The sequence below is a fragment of the Sphingobium sp. D43FB genome, assembly GCF_002312805.1.
Lineage (GTDB): Bacteria > Pseudomonadota > Alphaproteobacteria > Sphingomonadales > Sphingomonadaceae > Sphingobium.
In genome coordinates this window covers 177,218-190,274 of record NZ_NMUA01000002.1, presented here as the reverse complement: position 1 = coordinate 190,274, position 13,057 = coordinate 177,218, and the positions used below count along the sequence as shown (strand labels likewise).

The 13,057-nt window shown below is 61.5% G+C and carries 20 protein-coding genes; 17 read left to right on the top strand and 3 right to left on the bottom strand.

Features of this window, described 5'->3' with window-relative positions; all coding sequences use genetic code 11:
* Window positions 1-68 precede the first annotated feature (68 nt).
* The 7 genes from SxD43FB_RS02750 to SxD43FB_RS02725 all read left to right on the top strand — a co-directional run bounded on the left by SxD43FB_RS02750 (window position 69) and on the right by SxD43FB_RS02725 (window position 5,261).
* The gene (locus tag SxD43FB_RS02750) at window positions 69-1,961 is read left to right on the top strand and encodes a ribonucleoside-diphosphate reductase subunit alpha (RefSeq protein ID WP_037477715.1); all 1,893 of its coding nucleotides are present in this window, start codon (window positions 69-71) and stop codon (window positions 1,959-1,961) included.
* Between the two features lie 41 nt (window positions 1,962-2,002).
* Entirely contained in the window at window positions 2,003-2,278 is a 276-nt protein-coding gene (locus tag SxD43FB_RS02745; protein WP_141249447.1) for a hypothetical protein, read from the top strand.
* A gap of 8 nt (window positions 2,279-2,286) precedes the next feature.
* Complete coding sequence (locus tag SxD43FB_RS02740; RefSeq protein ID WP_037473212.1) at window positions 2,287-3,333, top strand: ribonucleotide-diphosphate reductase subunit beta; 1,047 nt, start codon at window positions 2,287-2,289, stop codon at window positions 3,331-3,333.
* A 35-nt stretch (window positions 3,334-3,368) separates the two neighbouring features.
* Complete coding sequence (locus SxD43FB_RS24605) at window positions 3,369-3,977, top strand: hypothetical protein (protein ID WP_141249446.1); 609 nt, start codon at window positions 3,369-3,371, stop codon at window positions 3,975-3,977.
* A gap of 3 nt (window positions 3,978-3,980) precedes the next feature.
* On the top strand, window positions 3,981-4,223 hold the full coding sequence (locus SxD43FB_RS02735; protein ID WP_096060871.1) for a DUF4160 domain-containing protein: 243 nt from the start codon (window positions 3,981-3,983) through the stop codon (window positions 4,221-4,223).
* Window positions 4,207-4,461, top strand: coding sequence for a DUF2442 domain-containing protein (locus tag SxD43FB_RS02730; protein WP_043150980.1), 255 nt, complete (start codon window positions 4,207-4,209; stop codon window positions 4,459-4,461). The genes SxD43FB_RS02735 and SxD43FB_RS02730 overlap by 17 nt, the downstream gene beginning before the upstream one ends.
* 176 nt (window positions 4,462-4,637) lie before the next feature.
* A complete protein-coding gene (locus SxD43FB_RS02725; protein WP_096060870.1) occupies window positions 4,638-5,261 on the top strand; it encodes a glycine zipper 2TM domain-containing protein in 624 nt (207 codons plus the stop codon).
* 22 nt (window positions 5,262-5,283) lie between these two features.
* On the opposite strand, the gene SxD43FB_RS02720 is transcribed toward SxD43FB_RS02725, so the two are convergent.
* Entirely contained in the window at window positions 5,284-5,805 is a 522-nt protein-coding gene (locus SxD43FB_RS02720) for a thermonuclease family protein (protein WP_096060869.1), read from the bottom strand.
* Window positions 5,806-5,949: 144 nt separating this feature from the next.
* Between SxD43FB_RS02720 and SxD43FB_RS02715 the strand changes: the two genes are divergently transcribed.
* The gene (locus tag SxD43FB_RS02715) at window positions 5,950-6,360 is read left to right on the top strand and encodes a group II truncated hemoglobin (RefSeq protein WP_096060868.1); all 411 of its coding nucleotides are present in this window, start codon (window positions 5,950-5,952) and stop codon (window positions 6,358-6,360) included.
* Window positions 6,361-6,364: 4 nt separating this feature from the next.
* Here SxD43FB_RS02715 and SxD43FB_RS02710 read toward each other — a convergent pair whose 3' ends face one another.
* Complete coding sequence (locus tag SxD43FB_RS02710) at window positions 6,365-6,655, bottom strand: hypothetical protein (protein WP_069065905.1); 291 nt, start codon at window positions 6,653-6,655, stop codon at window positions 6,365-6,367.
* A 135-nt stretch (window positions 6,656-6,790) separates the two neighbouring features.
* Between SxD43FB_RS02710 and SxD43FB_RS02705 the strand changes: the two genes are divergently transcribed.
* From SxD43FB_RS02705 to SxD43FB_RS02685, 5 genes are read left to right on the top strand one after another with little or no spacing between them, the layout of a single operon-like run.
* The gene (locus SxD43FB_RS02705) at window positions 6,791-7,171 is read left to right on the top strand and encodes a RidA family protein (protein WP_096060867.1); all 381 of its coding nucleotides are present in this window, start codon (window positions 6,791-6,793) and stop codon (window positions 7,169-7,171) included.
* Between the two features lie 6 nt (window positions 7,172-7,177).
* Entirely contained in the window at window positions 7,178-7,534 is a 357-nt protein-coding gene (locus SxD43FB_RS02700) for an ArsC family reductase (protein ID WP_037473222.1), read from the top strand.
* A complete protein-coding gene (locus tag SxD43FB_RS02695) occupies window positions 7,531-8,571 on the top strand; it encodes a glycerophosphodiester phosphodiesterase (protein ID WP_096060866.1) in 1,041 nt (346 codons plus the stop codon). Before SxD43FB_RS02700 ends, SxD43FB_RS02695 begins: the two co-directional genes overlap by 4 nt.
* Before the next feature lie 40 nt (window positions 8,572-8,611).
* Window positions 8,612-9,040: an Rrf2 family transcriptional regulator gene (locus SxD43FB_RS02690; protein ID WP_037473224.1), complete on the top strand. Its 429-nt coding sequence runs from the start codon at window positions 8,612-8,614 to the stop codon at window positions 9,038-9,040.
* 37 nt (window positions 9,041-9,077) lie between these two features.
* Window positions 9,078-9,737 carry an MBL fold metallo-hydrolase gene (locus SxD43FB_RS02685; protein WP_096060865.1) on the top strand — a complete coding sequence of 220 codons (660 nt, stop codon included), beginning with the start codon at window positions 9,078-9,080 and terminating at the stop codon, window positions 9,735-9,737.
* Between the two features lie 3 nt (window positions 9,738-9,740).
* Here the strand turns inward: SxD43FB_RS02685 and SxD43FB_RS02680 are convergent, their stop codons facing one another.
* Window positions 9,741-10,172 carry an MAPEG family protein gene (locus SxD43FB_RS02680; protein WP_096060864.1) on the bottom strand — a complete coding sequence of 144 codons (432 nt, stop codon included), beginning with the start codon at window positions 10,170-10,172 and terminating at the stop codon, window positions 9,741-9,743.
* Window positions 10,173-10,380: 208 nt separating this feature from the next.
* Here SxD43FB_RS02680 and rpmF point away from each other — a divergent pair, with 208 nt between their 5' ends.
* The 4 genes from rpmF (at window position 10,381) to ihfA (ending at window position 12,987) form a co-directional block, all read left to right on the top strand.
* Window positions 10,381-10,560, top strand: a complete 180-nt coding sequence (gene rpmF, locus SxD43FB_RS02675; RefSeq protein WP_006957677.1) for a 50S ribosomal protein L32 — start codon at window positions 10,381-10,383, stop codon at window positions 10,558-10,560.
* A gap of 66 nt (window positions 10,561-10,626) precedes the next feature.
* Window positions 10,627-11,655, top strand: a complete 1,029-nt coding sequence (gene plsX, locus SxD43FB_RS02670; RefSeq protein ID WP_255245589.1) for a phosphate acyltransferase PlsX — start codon at window positions 10,627-10,629, stop codon at window positions 11,653-11,655.
* Window positions 11,652-12,620, top strand: a complete 969-nt coding sequence (locus SxD43FB_RS02665) for a beta-ketoacyl-ACP synthase III (RefSeq protein WP_096060863.1) — start codon at window positions 11,652-11,654, stop codon at window positions 12,618-12,620. Before plsX ends, SxD43FB_RS02665 begins: the two co-directional genes overlap by 4 nt.
* A 76-nt stretch (window positions 12,621-12,696) precedes the next feature.
* Window positions 12,697-12,987: an integration host factor subunit alpha gene (gene ihfA, locus SxD43FB_RS02660; RefSeq protein WP_037472241.1), complete on the top strand. Its 291-nt coding sequence runs from the start codon at window positions 12,697-12,699 to the stop codon at window positions 12,985-12,987.
* The last annotated feature ends 70 nt before the right edge of the window (window positions 12,988-13,057 follow it).

Genomic DNA, 13,057 nt, shown 5'->3' with positions numbered 1-13,057 from the left:
AACATTCGGGGGCTGAGATGGATTTTCGAGATAGCGGACAAGGTGGTACTGGCGACGTGGCGACTGTGATGGATGAAGTGTTGGACGCGGTAGCGGCAACGAATAAGGCGGCTCCGGCCAAGGCGCAGCCCAAGGAGGCGGCACCCCTGACCTCCTCGACCGTGGTGGAGCGTCGTTTCGATATCGTGACCGATGCGTCGCGCGATGCGTTGCTGACCGAATTCGGCAAGGATACGCTGAACGATCGCTATCTGCTGCCCGGCGAATCCTATCAGGATCTGTTCGCCCGCGTCGCGTCGGCCTATTCGGACAATCAGGACCACGCTCAGCGTGTCTATGACTATATCTCCAAACTCTGGTTCATGCCCGCCACCCCGGTCCTGTCCAATGGCGGCACCGGGCGCGGCCTGCCGATCAGCTGCTATCTGAACTCGGTGGACGACAGCCTGGAAGGCATCGTTAACACCTGGAACGAGAATGTCTGGCTTGCCTCGCGTGGCGGCGGCATCGGCACCTATTGGGGCAGCGTGCGCGGCATCGGCGAGCCGGTCGGCCTCAACGGCAAGACCAGCGGCATCATTCCCTTCGTCCGCGTGATGGACAGCCTGACGCTGGCGATCAGCCAGGGCAGCCTGCGTCGCGGTTCGGCCGCCTGCTATCTCGACGTGTCGCACCCGGAAATCGAAGAATTCCTCGAAATCCGCAAGCCCAGCGGCGACTTCAACCGCAAGGCGCTCAACCTGCATCATGGCGTCCTTCTGACCGACGAATTCATGGAAGCCGTGCGCGACGGCCGTGAATTTCATCTGCGCAGCCCCAAGGACCAGTCGATCCGCTCCACCATCGACGCACGCGCGCTGTTCCAGAAGCTGGTCGAAACCCGGTTGGCGACCGGTGAGCCCTATATCGTGTTCAACGACACGGTGAACCGCATGATGCCCAAACATCATCGCGACCTGGGGCTGAAAGTCTCGACGTCCAATCTCTGTTCGGAAATCACCCTGCCGACCGGGCGCGATCACCTTGGCAATGACCGCACGGCGGTCTGTTGTCTGTCGTCGATGAATCTGGAAACCTGGGACGAGTGGAAGGACGAAAAGCTCTTCGCCGAAGACATTATGCGCTTCCTCGACAATGTGTTGCAGGACTATATCGACCGCGCCCCGCCCGAAATGGCGCGCGCCAAGTACAGCGCCAGCCGCGAACGCTCGGTTGGCCTTGGCGTCATGGGCTTCCACAGCTTCCTCCAGGCGCGGGGCATCCCGTTCGAGGGTGCGATGGCCAAGTCGTGGAACCTGCGCATGTTCAAGCACATCAAGGGCCAGGTCGACGAAGCCTCGATGCAGCTCGCCATCGAGCGCGGCCCGTGCCCGGACGCCGCCGACCAGGGCGTGATGGAGCGTTTCAGCTGCAAGATGGCGATCGCGCCGACCGCGTCGATCAGCATCATTTGTGGCGGCACCAGCGCGTGCATCGAACCGATCCCGGCTAATATCTACACCCACAAGACGCTGTCGGGCAGCTTCTCGATCAAGAATCCCTATCTCGAAAAGCTGCTGATCGAGAAGGCGAAGGACAGCAATAATGTCTGGAACTCGATCCTCGAACATGGCGGCAGCGTCCAGCATCTCGACTTCCTGAGCCAGGAAGAAAAGGACACGTTCAAGACCAGCTTCGAGATCGACCAGCGCTGGCTGCTCGAACTCGCGGCCGACCGCACCCCCTATATCGACCAAGCGCAGTCGCTGAACCTGTTCATCCCGGCCGATGTAGAAAAATGGGATCTGCTCATGCTCCACTTCCGCGCCTGGGAACTGGGCATCAAATCGCTTTATTATCTGCGGTCGAAGAGCGTGCAGCGCGCCGGTTTTGCGGGCGGCGTGGAAGCCGACAACACGATCGATGCGCCCAAGTTCGAAATCGAAAGCACAGACTATGACGAGTGTCTGGCCTGTCAGTGATTTCGGTCAAAGTGATACTTTGACCGAGTAGGAGGGTCGTTTTGACTGATGGTTGGATTTTTCTTACTATTGTGTCGCTTATTTCACTCTGTGTTTTCTTCAATGGCGTTCGTTTCTCGCGGATGACTAGAAATCCGTTTGAAGGGCGCAAGATTTTTGGCCAGCCGATTCAAGGTACTGAACTGTCGGTCAAAGACATAAATATGATTGGAAGAATACAGATGGTTTTTGCGCCTCTGTTTCTACTGATTATGATGGCGATGATATTCGGATTATTTGGCCCTGTTGAGGGCGTTGAAACGATCAAATTTAACTGAGGTTCACCATGTCTCTTCTTCAAGCCTCCAAGCAATATAAGCCGTTCGAATATCCCTGGGCCTACGACTTCTGGAAGCGCCAGCAACAGCTGCACTGGCTGCCGGAGGAAGTCCCCTTGGGCGAGGATTGCCGCGATTGGGCGCAGAAGCTGTCCGATCATGAGCGCAACCTGCTGACGCAGATCTTCCGCTTCTTCACCCAGGCCGACGTGGAAGTGCAGGATTGCTACCACGAAAAATATGGCCGCGTGTTCAAGCCCACGGAAGTCAAGATGATGCTGACCGCGTTCAGCAACATGGAGACTGTCCATATCGCGGCTTACTCGCATCTGCTCGACACGATCGGCATGCCCGAAAGCGAATATAGCGCCTTCCTCCAATATAAGGAGATGAAGGACAAGCATGACTATCTGCAGCAATTCGGCGTCGATACCGACGAGGATATTGCTCGCACCCTGGCGATGTTCGGCGGCTTTACCGAAGGCCTGCAGCTCTTTGCGTCCTTCGCGATGCTGATGAACTTCCCGCGCTTCAACAAGATGAAGGGCATGGGCCAGATCGTCACCTGGTCGATCCGTGACGAGACGCTGCATTGCGAGGGCATCATCAAGCTGTTCCACGCCTTCTGCGCCGAACGCGGCTGCCTGACCCCGGCGGTCAGGGAAGACATCATGGACATGTGCCAGAAGACGGTGCGGATCGAGGATGCGTTCATCGATCTGGTCTTCGAAATGGGGCCGGTGCCTGGCATGACGGCGAAGGACATCAAGAAATATGTCCGCTACATCGCCGACTGGCGGCTGGGCCAGCTGGGCTTCAAGCCCATCTACATGATCGAAGAGCATCCGCTCCCTTGGCTGAGCCCGCTGCTCAACGGCGTGGAACATGCCAATTTCTTCGAAACCCGTGCGACGGAATATTCAAAGGGCGCGACGCGCGGCCAATGGAACGACGTATGGGACGCCTTCGACCGCCGCAAGACCCGCGCCGTGCCCGCCAATGCGGACGAGGTCGACCCGGACATGTTCAAGGCTGCCGGGATCGCGGCGGAGTAAAGATTGCTGTTTGCTAAAATTTAAGGGATCATACGATGCCCGATAGTGTCGTCACTGAAGATTATGGCAAGCATGTGATCAAATCGGCTTTGCTGAAAAACGTTTGGACAGCTCGCGCATTTCGCGGTTACATTGTTGTGACTACGCAATCTGGATTGAATCGAGATGCAGCTATTGCGCAAGTAAAATTGGAACTCGCTCGTATTGGTGATAAAGAGTTAAGCGAACAGTCGAGTGATGGTGCGCCTCCTTCTCGTGTTTATTTAGGTGCATTTCAGAGGCTTGATCAATTTTTTCCCGAAAGTTACCGGGCAATGCTTCGCGCTCACCTGCAAGCAGATGATTATATGATAAGCGCTAATCGGCTGGCTAAGGCCGCCAATTTTGACAATTGGTCAGCAGCCAACCTGCACTATGGGAAATTAGCCCGGCGTGTTGCGGAAGACATCGGTTACGAACCTCCGGAAAGGGAAAACGGAACACCGATTTGGACATACGCAATTGCAAAAGCGCCAGATGCTGATGCTGACAATTTAGATCAGGCGCAGCTATATGCTGCTCTTGAACGGCATTTGGAAGCGCCTCACTTCGAGTGGCTTTTGCGCCCACAGGTTGTCGAGGCATTGAAGTCGCTTGGATATTGACCAATGCCCAAAGTCTTTCACTGGAACGGCTATCGCTTCCACTTTTTCGCTAACGAAGGTGATCCGCGTGAGCCGGTGCATATCCACGTTCGCAAGGGGCGGGACAATGCGAAATTTTGGCTTTGGCCTGAAGTGGTGGTAGCTGAACGCCGCGGTTTTCCTGCCCATATGCTTTCGCAACTTTCCCATGTTATAGAGGCTAGACGCGAAGAGATAGAGAGCGCTTGGAATGACCTTTTCCCCTGAACCCCTCGCCGTCCGGTTCGATGCGGATAGTTTCTGGGTCGAGCTTGATGATGGTCGTACGCTGGGCGTGCCGCTCGCCTGGTTTCCGCGCCTGTTGCATGCGACGATGGAGCAGCGCGCCCAGGTCGAACTCAGCCGTGCAGGCCTGCATTGGGAAGAATTGGACGAGGATATTTCGATCGCGGGCCTGCTGGCAGGCCGGGGCGATCAGACCCATGCGCGCAAAGTCGCCGCCTGATTGCGACGCGACGCGCCGGTGTCGTGATGGTCCTGCAATAAACCTGTTCTCGCTACCGCAGCCATTCCCCATCGACCAAACCCACGATGAACACCCTGTTTTGTTCCGTTCATGCAACATCCTGTATCCACTGGGGTTCTAACAGCAGAGACACGACCCCAGGGAAGGACCCGCCCATGACATTCACCTTCAAACAGGCCATTGCCGCCCTGTCGCTTGGCGCGATGACGCTGACTGGCTTGGCTACCACCCCCGCCTTTGCGCAGCCGGGCCGCGACAATCGCGAACGGCGCGAGGATCGCCGTGATGACCGACAGGATCGCCGCGCCGACCGCAAGGATGACCGTCGCGACAATCGTCAGGATCGCCGGGCCGACCGCCGCGATGATCGCCAGGACCGCCGGGTGGATCGTCGGGATGATCGCCGCGACTGGCGTCAGGATCGCCGCAACGACCAGCGCGTGACCTATCGCCGCCCTGGCCGTCCGGTCTACAGCTATGACTGGAACCGCCCCGACCCGCGCTATGGCCGCAGCTATCGGCCCGATCGCTATTATCGCGCTGGCTACCAGCCGATCCGCGTCGATCGCCGCACCCGCATTTATCGCGGCTATGACGACCGCTATTATTGCCGCCGCTCGGACGGCACCACGGGCCTGATCGTCGGCGCGGCGCTGGGCGGATTGCTCGGCGGCCAGATCGACCGGGGCCAGTCCAACATCGCCGGTATCCTGATCGGGGGCGGCGCGGGCGCGCTGCTGGGCCGCGAAATCGACCGTGGCGGCGTGAACTGCCGCTAACAGGAGAATAGGGGCGCTGCGTTCAACACCAGGGACGCCGCGCCCCGTCCCATTCCCGCGCCAGCCCTTCGGCCACCAGCATCCCGCCGATCGAGCTACCGCCGCGCGTCACGACCCGCAACGACCGGCCATAGCGGTCCACATCGCGATCCACGCTGTCCAGCGTGAAGGGACCGGCATTGAGCAAGACTTGCAGCCGCTGCGTGGCCTGCGCGCCCAATGCGCCCTCGGCGGCGCAGCGCGGCCCATGGGTTTCGGGTGTGTCGATGTCGGCGATCCGATATTTCGCGCCCTTGAACCAGAATGTGTCGCCATCCACGACGCAATCGACCCCGCCGCCGCTATGGCAAAAGCCGAACTGCGCCGATAGCGTATCGCTGCTCTGGCTTTGCCCGGTTACCGGGATCGTCGGCAGCGTTCCCCGCTCGATCCACTCCGGTCCATACCAGCCCAGCAGCAGCCCCAGACATAGGATATAAATGAAAGATGGGCCGCTGATGGCACCGCTGCGCTGCTTGCCGCGCCCATATGCTTGTCTTGCCATCGGGCGAGCGTAGGCGCCCAACAGCAAATGACAGGTTAAAGCGCGACCATCTTCGCTCCGATCCGGCGCGTTTTGACCGGGATCAAAGACAGGGCGCACACCAACGTCATGCTGAAAGGGTTATCCGAAACGGAGCCATCTCCCATGAACGCAGCCGCGCCGCCCAGCCCCTATGCCTGTATCGGCGGCGAACCCGCCGTTCGCGCCATCGTCGCCCGCTTTTACGATCTGCTGGAAGAGGACAAAGCCTATGCGGACCTGCGCAACGTTCACGCAGCGGACCTCGGTCCGGTACGGCACGGCCTGACCCGCTTCCTGACCGGCTGGCTGGGCGGCCCGCGCGACTGGTTTGAGCGCGGGCCGTGCATCATGTCGCTGCATCGCGCCTTTCCGATCACCCCGGCGTTGGCGGATCAATGGGCGATGGCGATGACCTGCGCCATTGCAGCGCAGGAGGATATCGATCCCGCCATTGCCGATTCGATGACGCAGGCGCTTGGCCATATGGCGCGGGGCATGATCAATTTCGGGCTGGATGGCAGCGCCGCCGCCTGACGACTTACTCGTCGTCTTCGGTCGTTCCGAAGGCGTCATCCTCATCGTCCATCTGCGGCTCCCCCGCATAGGCATCCATGTCGATCCGGCCCGACCGGTTCATATCGTTCATCCGCTCGACCAGGTCGGGCACATCGTCGGGAATGATCTGCGCCGGATTGGCATCGCCGCCCCGCTCGCTATCTTCCGACGGATCGGTCGCGCGCGCCTGCGCGTCGGCGGCGACGTCCTGCGCCTGCGTGCCCGCATCGGCCTGTTCGCTATTGTCTTCCGTGTCGGGGGTAGGGCGGTCCATGGCCGGTCTCCTTATAGGGATTGATCGCTCTTCAACGGTCGGCATCGCAGCGCGTTCCCCGGAAACCACTGGACAGAGCGAGGGCAAAAGGCCAAAGGCCCAGGCGATCCTTTTCGCACTGCAACAGGAATCCCCATGCCTCGCCAGCTCATCTCGTCCGGCTCGCCCTTCGAGGCGCAGGTCGGCTATTCGCGCGCCGTCGTCCAGGGCGACTGGTGCTTCGTCGCCGGAACCACCGGCACGGACCCCGAAACCAAGACGATGCCCGACAGCGTGGTCGATCAGGCCGCCAATGCGCTCAAGGTCATCGGCAAGGCGCTGGACGATGCGGGCTTCTCGTTCGCCGATGTCGTGCGCGTTACTTATTATATCACCGACCCTGTTTATTGGGACGATCTGGGCCAGGCGACCGCGCCGGTGTTCGGCACGATCCGTCCCGCCGCCAGTTGCGTCGTCACCGGCCTTATCAAGCCGGAGATGAAGATCGAAATCGAAGTCACCGCCTTCAAAGGATAAGTCGCCATGATCACCATGTACGGCATCAAAAATTGCGACACGATCAAGAAGGCCCGTAACTGGCTGGACAATGAGCGCGTCCCCTACAGCTTCCACGACTATAAGGTTTCGGGCGTGGATAAAGCCAAGCTGGAGGAATGGGTCATGGAACATGGCTGGGAAACCATCTTCAACCGGTCTGGCACCAGCTTTCGCGCACTTGATGCGGGGGACAAGGCGCATATCGATGCGGACAAGGCGATCCTGCTGATGATCACCAACCCGTCGCTGATCAAGCGGCCGATCCTCGACACCGGCAAGGGCACGATCATCGGGTTCAAGGCCACGACCTACGAAAACGCGCTGCAAGGCGTTTCGGCTTGAGGGGCGGGGATGTGGTGCGGATCGGCTTGTTGCTGTTGATGAGCCTCATCCCCCTTTCTGCCGCGCGGGCCGATCCGCTGATCATCGCCCATCGCGGTGCCAGCGGGGAGCGGCCCGAACATACGCTTGCCAGCTATGAGCGGGCGATCGACCAGGGCGCGGACTATATCGAGCCGGATCTGGTGCTGACCAAGGACGGCGTCCTCGTCGCCCGGCATGAAAATGAGATTGGCGGCACCACCGATGTCGCCAACCATCCCGAATTTGCCGATCGCAAGACGAGCAAGACGATCGACGGCCTAGAAATGTCGGGCTGGTTCACCGAGGATTTCACCCTTGCCGAACTGCGCACGCTGCGCGCCCGCGAGCGGTTGCCGGACCTGCGCACTGCCAACAAGCGGTTCGACGGCCTCTATCCGATTCCCACCTTCGAAGAGATAGTGCAACTGGTGCGCGCCAAGGAGGCCGAGAGCAGCCGCCGCATCGGGCTTTATCCCGAAACCAAGCATCCGAGCTATTTCGCTGGGCTTGGCCTGCCGCATCAGGCTCCGTTGCTCGATCTGCTGAGCCGCTATGGCTATCAGACCGAGGCAGATCCGGTCTTCATCCAGTCGTTCGAGGTCGGCAATCTGAAAGCGATCCGCGCAGCCTCGCGCCTGCGCCTCATCCAGCTGGTCGATGCCGAGGGCGGCCCTGCCGACCTGCCCGGCACCAGCTATGCGGATATGCTCACCGTTCAGGGGCTGACCGATGTCGCGGCCTATGCCGATGGGATCGGGCCGTCGACGGCGCTGGTGATCGCACCCGAAGGGGCGACTGCGCTGGTCGGGCGCGCGCATGATGCAGGCTTGCAGGTCCATGTCTGGACGATGCGGATGGAAAATAGCTTCCTGCCGCCGCAATATCAGCGGCTCGACGATCCTCAGGGGTTAGGTGATTTCACGGGCTATGTCCGCGCCATCGTCGCCACCGGGGTCGACGGCCTGTTCAGCGACTTTCCAGGCCAGGCGCGGGCGGCGCTTGTGCCCGCGCGTTGAGCGGGTTGTAAAATCGGACGAGGGGGCGAATAACGACGCTATGTTGTCCCAGAAGACCCGTTACGCCATCCGCGCGCTGCAACATCTTGCCGATCGCTACCGCCAGGGTCCGGTGCCGCTCGGCGAGATTTCCACACGCCAGAATATCCCGGCGAAATTCCTGACCGTCATCCTCTCCGAATTGTCGCGCGAAGGGCTGGTCGCGACCCAGCGCGGGCGGGACGGGGGCTATTGGTTGGCGCTGGCGCCGGTCGATATCAGCTATGGCGACATCGTGCGGATGACGCGCGGGTCGCTCGCCCTGACCCCCTGCGCCAGTCGTTTCGCGCATGAAAGCTGCACCAATTGCCTGCCCGAGTCGGAATGCCGCCTGCACCGCGTAATGCTGCGCGTTCGCGATGAAACTGCCAAGGTGCTGGACAGCATCAGCCTGGCCGAGCCCTTTGCGGCGCTGGACGAGGCGGTCTAGCCTTGCGCCCGCCGCCTCGCTTCGCCACATCGGGGGCATGACGACACCTCCGCTCAAAGCCATGCTGATCCCGGTCACCCCGCTCCAGCAGAATTGCACCCTCTTTTGGTGTACCCAAACCATGCGCGGTGCCTTCGTCGATCCGGGCGGCGACCTGCCGGTGTTGAAACGCGCGGCGGCGGAGCAGGGGGTCACGATCGAGAAATTGCTCGTCACCCATGGCCATATCGACCATTGTGGGCAGGCGGGGGTTTTGGCCCGCGATCTTGGCGTGCCGATTGAAGGGCCGCACGAAGAGGATCGTTTCTGGATCGAGCGCTTGGCCGAAGACGGCAAACGCTGGGGCGTACCGGGGGAGAGCTTCGAGCCTGATCGCTGGCTGCAGGATGGGGACCATGTGACGGTCGGCAACCTGACCTTCGACGTCATCCATTGTCCTGGCCATACGCCGGGCCATGTCGTGTTCCACCATGCGCCGAGCAAACTCGCGATCGTCGGTGACGTGCTGTTCCAGGGATCGATCGGCCGCACCGATTTCCCGCGCGGCAATCATCAGGATTTGATCGACGCGATTACCGGCAAGCTGTGGCCATTGGGGGGCGACACGGCCTTCGTCCCCGGCCACGGCGCGATGAGCAATTTCGCCCATGAACGCCGCACCAACCCCTTTGTCGCCGATTCGGTGCTGGCGGGCTAAAGCCTACACCTGTGCCGCCAGCGCGGGCGGCACAGGCACTTCGCGCGTGGCGGTGTAGGCGATCGTCAGCGCCGTGATCGCGAGACCCACCATCACCAGCCAGGTGACCAATGCGCCAACGGCCCGCCAGACGGTGGGCTTGTCCGCATCCATGCCAAAGCCGTGCGCTACGCGCGCCAGCACATAGACCAATGCCGCGATGGACAGCCATAAGGAGCCACCCACCGCTAGCTCGACGAGGGCGAACAGGATCAGCACGATCGGCGTATATTCGATGAAGTTGGCCTGGGCGCGCATCCGCCGCGCCAGTAGCCCGCTGCCGCCGTCGCCATGAAGCACCTTGTCCTTGGCGCGCAGCCGGACGCAGCGAATCGCCAGCCACAGGTTGAGCAGCGCGCAGGCTGCGGCAAAGGTCAGCGTGATCGGCAAAGCCATGAAAATTCCCCCGTTGCGGTAGGGCTTCAGTCTAGGGCGTGGGGCGCGATCGGCAAGGAAGGACTTGCACCCCGAACAAAAACCGCTATAGGCGCAGGGCTTCGCGATCACCCGGGCCGCATGGGTCTGCGGCGCCTTGTGGCGTCTGCGTCTCCATCGGAAACCGGCCAGTCGCACAACCAGATAATTTACGGAACAAGGTGCCGACATGGCTGTCCCCAAAAGGAAAACGTCCCCCTCCAAGCGCGGTATGCGCCGTAGCCACGATTCGCTGCGCGTCGAAGCATTCCAGGAATGCTCCAACTGTGGCGAACTCAAGCGCCCGCACAATCTGTGCGGTGCCTGTGGCCATTATAACGGTCGCGAAATCGTCGCCGTCGGGGCGTAAGCCAGTCTCGATCTCCGCAAAGGGGTGATCAGCGTGTCCAGGCAACCGCGAATCGCAATTGACGCGATGGGCGGGGATGAAGGCGTGCGTGTGATGATCGCGGGTGTTGCACTCGCGCGTCACCGGCACGATGGACTCCTTTTCACCCTGTTCGGTGACGAAGTGCGGATCAAGGCCGCGCTCGACAGCCACCCTAATTTGCGGGCCGCATCGGACGTCGTTCATGCCGCTTCGGTGGTCGATGGCGCGGACAAGCCCGGCGTCGCGATCCGCAAGAAGGACAGCTCGATGAGCATGGCCATTGCGGCCGTGAAATCGGGTCAGGCCGGGGCGGCGGTATCGGCGGGCAATACCGGCGCGCTGATGGCGATGGCGAAAGTGGCGCTGCGGACCATGCCGGGCGTCGATCGCCCTGCGCTGGCCGCGATGCTGCCGACGCTGGGCGACAATGACGTCATCATGCTCGACCTGGGCGCCAATACCGAATGCGACGCGCGCAACCTCGTCCAGTTCGCGGTGATGGGCGCGGCCTATTCGCGTATCGCCTTCGACCTTGAACGGCCGCGCGTGCGCCTGCTCAACATCGGCACCGAGGATCTCAAGGGCACGGACGAGATTCGCGACGCCGCCGCCATATTGCGCGCCGCCGACACCCTGCCGCTTCAGTTCGATGGTTTTACCGAGGGCGACAAGATCAGCCGCGGTGATACCGACGTGATCGTGTGCGACGGTTTTTCAGGCAATGTCGCGCTCAAGACGGCGGAGGGCACCGCCCGCTTCGTTACCGACGTGCTGCGCAAGGCGTTCACCAGCTCGATCCGCTCGAAGATCGGCTTCCTGATCTCCAAGCCTGCCATGCACCTGCTCAAACATCATCTCGACCCCAACAACCATAATGGCGCGGTTTTCCTGGGCCTCAACGGCGTCGTCGTGAAAAGCCATGGCAGCGCCGATGCCAAGGGCGTGGCCAATGCGGTCCATGTTGCCGCGCGGCTGCTGGAAGAGGACATCACCCGCCGCATCGCCGCCGATATGGCGGGCATTGCGGACCTGTCGGCTACTAAAGCCGCCAAGCTGGAGCTGCCCGTCAAGTGATCCGTCGATCGATATTGCTGGGCACGGGCTCGGCCCTGCCCGTTCGCGCGGTCAGCAATGCCGAACTGGCGCAGACTGTCGATACCAGCGACGAATGGATCGTCGAGCGCACCGGCATCCGTAACCGCCATATCGCGGGAGAGGGTGAAACGACCTCTACGTTGGCGACCGATGCTGCCCGCGCTGCGCTCGACGCAGCGGGTGTCGCGGCGCAGGATATCGACCTTATCATCCTGGCGACGGCAACGCCGGACCAGACTTTTCCTGCCACCGCGACCACCGTCCAGGCCGCGCTTGGCATCGACGATTGTGTCGCGTTCGACGTTGCCGCCGTGTGCTCAGGCTTTCTCTACGCCATGACCGTGGCGGACAGCATGATCCGGTCGGGCGCCGCGAACCGCGCGCTGGTGATCGGCGCGGAAACCTTCAGCCGCATCCTCGACTGGGAGGATCGCGCAACTTGCGTCCTGTTTGGCGATGGCGCGGGCGCTGTGGTGCTGGGGGCGGAGGAAAGCGCGGGTGGCGCGCGCGGCATACTGGCGTCGAAACTGCACGCCGACGGTCGCCATAACCAGCTTCTCTATGTCGATGGCGGCCCGTCAACGACGCAGACCGTGGGCAAATTGCGGATGCGCGGGCAGGAGGTGTTCCGCCATGCGGTCGTCAACCTCGCCTCGGTCCTCAACGAAGTCATGGCGATGGCGGGCCTGACCAATGCCGACATCGACTGGCTGGTCCCGCACCAGGCCAATGCCCGCATTCTCGACGCGACGGCGCGCAAATTGAAGCTGTCACCCGACCGGGTGGTGGTGACCGTTGACCGCCACGCCAATACATCCGCTGCGTCGGTTCCGCTGGCGCTCGACCTCGCGGTGCGCGACGGGCGGATCAAGCCGGGCGAACTCATCGTCCTGGAAGCGATGGGTGGTGGCTTCACTTGGGGCGCCTGCGTCATTCGCCTGTGACGTAACGGCAGGCAATGCTTGCACATTTGGCATAAATCGGTCAATTTGGCGCTCTGTCATCGGGGAGCGACGGGTTATGAGCGGCACGGGTACATTGACGCGCGCGGATCTGGCGGAAAGCCTCAACCGCCATGTCGGCTTGTCGCGGGCGGAAGCCGCTGCGCTGGTCGAATCGATCCTCGATCATATGTCGGTCGCGCTGGAGCGCGGCGAGAATGTGAAGATCTCCAGCTTCGGCACCTTCGTCCTGCGCGACAAGACGCAGCGCATGGGTCGCAACCCCAAGACCGGAGTCGAGGTGCCGATCCAGCCGCGTCGGGTGCTGACGTTTCGCGCCAGCCAGACGATGCGCGACCGGGTCGCCTGATTCCCATCATAGCCCGCTGGCTTTTTCTTCTTTCTCCGACATTTACCATGGTTGACGCGCGCCCGGCTGT

Coding starts and splice junctions, on each gene's coding strand:
- rpmF (WP_006957677.1), top strand. CDS start 10,381: ATGGCTGTCCCCAAAAGGAAAACGTCCCCCTCCAAGCGCGGTATGCGC.
- SxD43FB_RS02725 (WP_096060870.1), top strand. CDS start 4,638: ATGACATTCACCTTCAAACAGGCCATTGCCGCCCTGTCGCTTGGCGCG.
- SxD43FB_RS02680 (WP_096060864.1), bottom strand. CDS start 10,172: ATGGCTTTGCCGATCACGCTGACCTTTGCCGCAGCCTGCGCGCTGCTC.
- SxD43FB_RS02690 (WP_037473224.1), top strand. CDS start 8,612: ATGTTGTCCCAGAAGACCCGTTACGCCATCCGCGCGCTGCAACATCTT.
- SxD43FB_RS02715 (WP_096060868.1), top strand. CDS start 5,950: ATGAACGCAGCCGCGCCGCCCAGCCCCTATGCCTGTATCGGCGGCGAA.
- SxD43FB_RS24605 (WP_141249446.1), top strand. CDS start 3,369: ATGCCCGATAGTGTCGTCACTGAAGATTATGGCAAGCATGTGATCAAA.
- SxD43FB_RS02735 (WP_096060871.1), top strand. CDS start 3,981: ATGCCCAAAGTCTTTCACTGGAACGGCTATCGCTTCCACTTTTTCGCT.
- ihfA (WP_037472241.1), top strand. CDS start 12,697: ATGAGCGGCACGGGTACATTGACGCGCGCGGATCTGGCGGAAAGCCTC.
- plsX (WP_255245589.1), top strand. CDS start 10,627: ATGGGCGGGGATGAAGGCGTGCGTGTGATGATCGCGGGTGTTGCACTC.
- SxD43FB_RS02740 (WP_037473212.1), top strand. CDS start 2,287: ATGTCTCTTCTTCAAGCCTCCAAGCAATATAAGCCGTTCGAATATCCC.
- SxD43FB_RS02685 (WP_096060865.1), top strand. CDS start 9,078: ATGACGACACCTCCGCTCAAAGCCATGCTGATCCCGGTCACCCCGCTC.
- SxD43FB_RS02730 (WP_043150980.1), top strand. CDS start 4,207: ATGACCTTTTCCCCTGAACCCCTCGCCGTCCGGTTCGATGCGGATAGT.
- SxD43FB_RS02720 (WP_096060869.1), bottom strand. CDS start 5,805: ATGGCAAGACAAGCATATGGGCGCGGCAAGCAGCGCAGCGGTGCCATC.
- SxD43FB_RS02700 (WP_037473222.1), top strand. CDS start 7,178: ATGATCACCATGTACGGCATCAAAAATTGCGACACGATCAAGAAGGCC.
- SxD43FB_RS02750 (WP_037477715.1), top strand. CDS start 69: ATGGATGAAGTGTTGGACGCGGTAGCGGCAACGAATAAGGCGGCTCCG.
- SxD43FB_RS02710 (WP_069065905.1), bottom strand. CDS start 6,655: ATGGACCGCCCTACCCCCGACACGGAAGACAATAGCGAACAGGCCGAT.
- SxD43FB_RS02705 (WP_096060867.1), top strand. CDS start 6,791: ATGCCTCGCCAGCTCATCTCGTCCGGCTCGCCCTTCGAGGCGCAGGTC.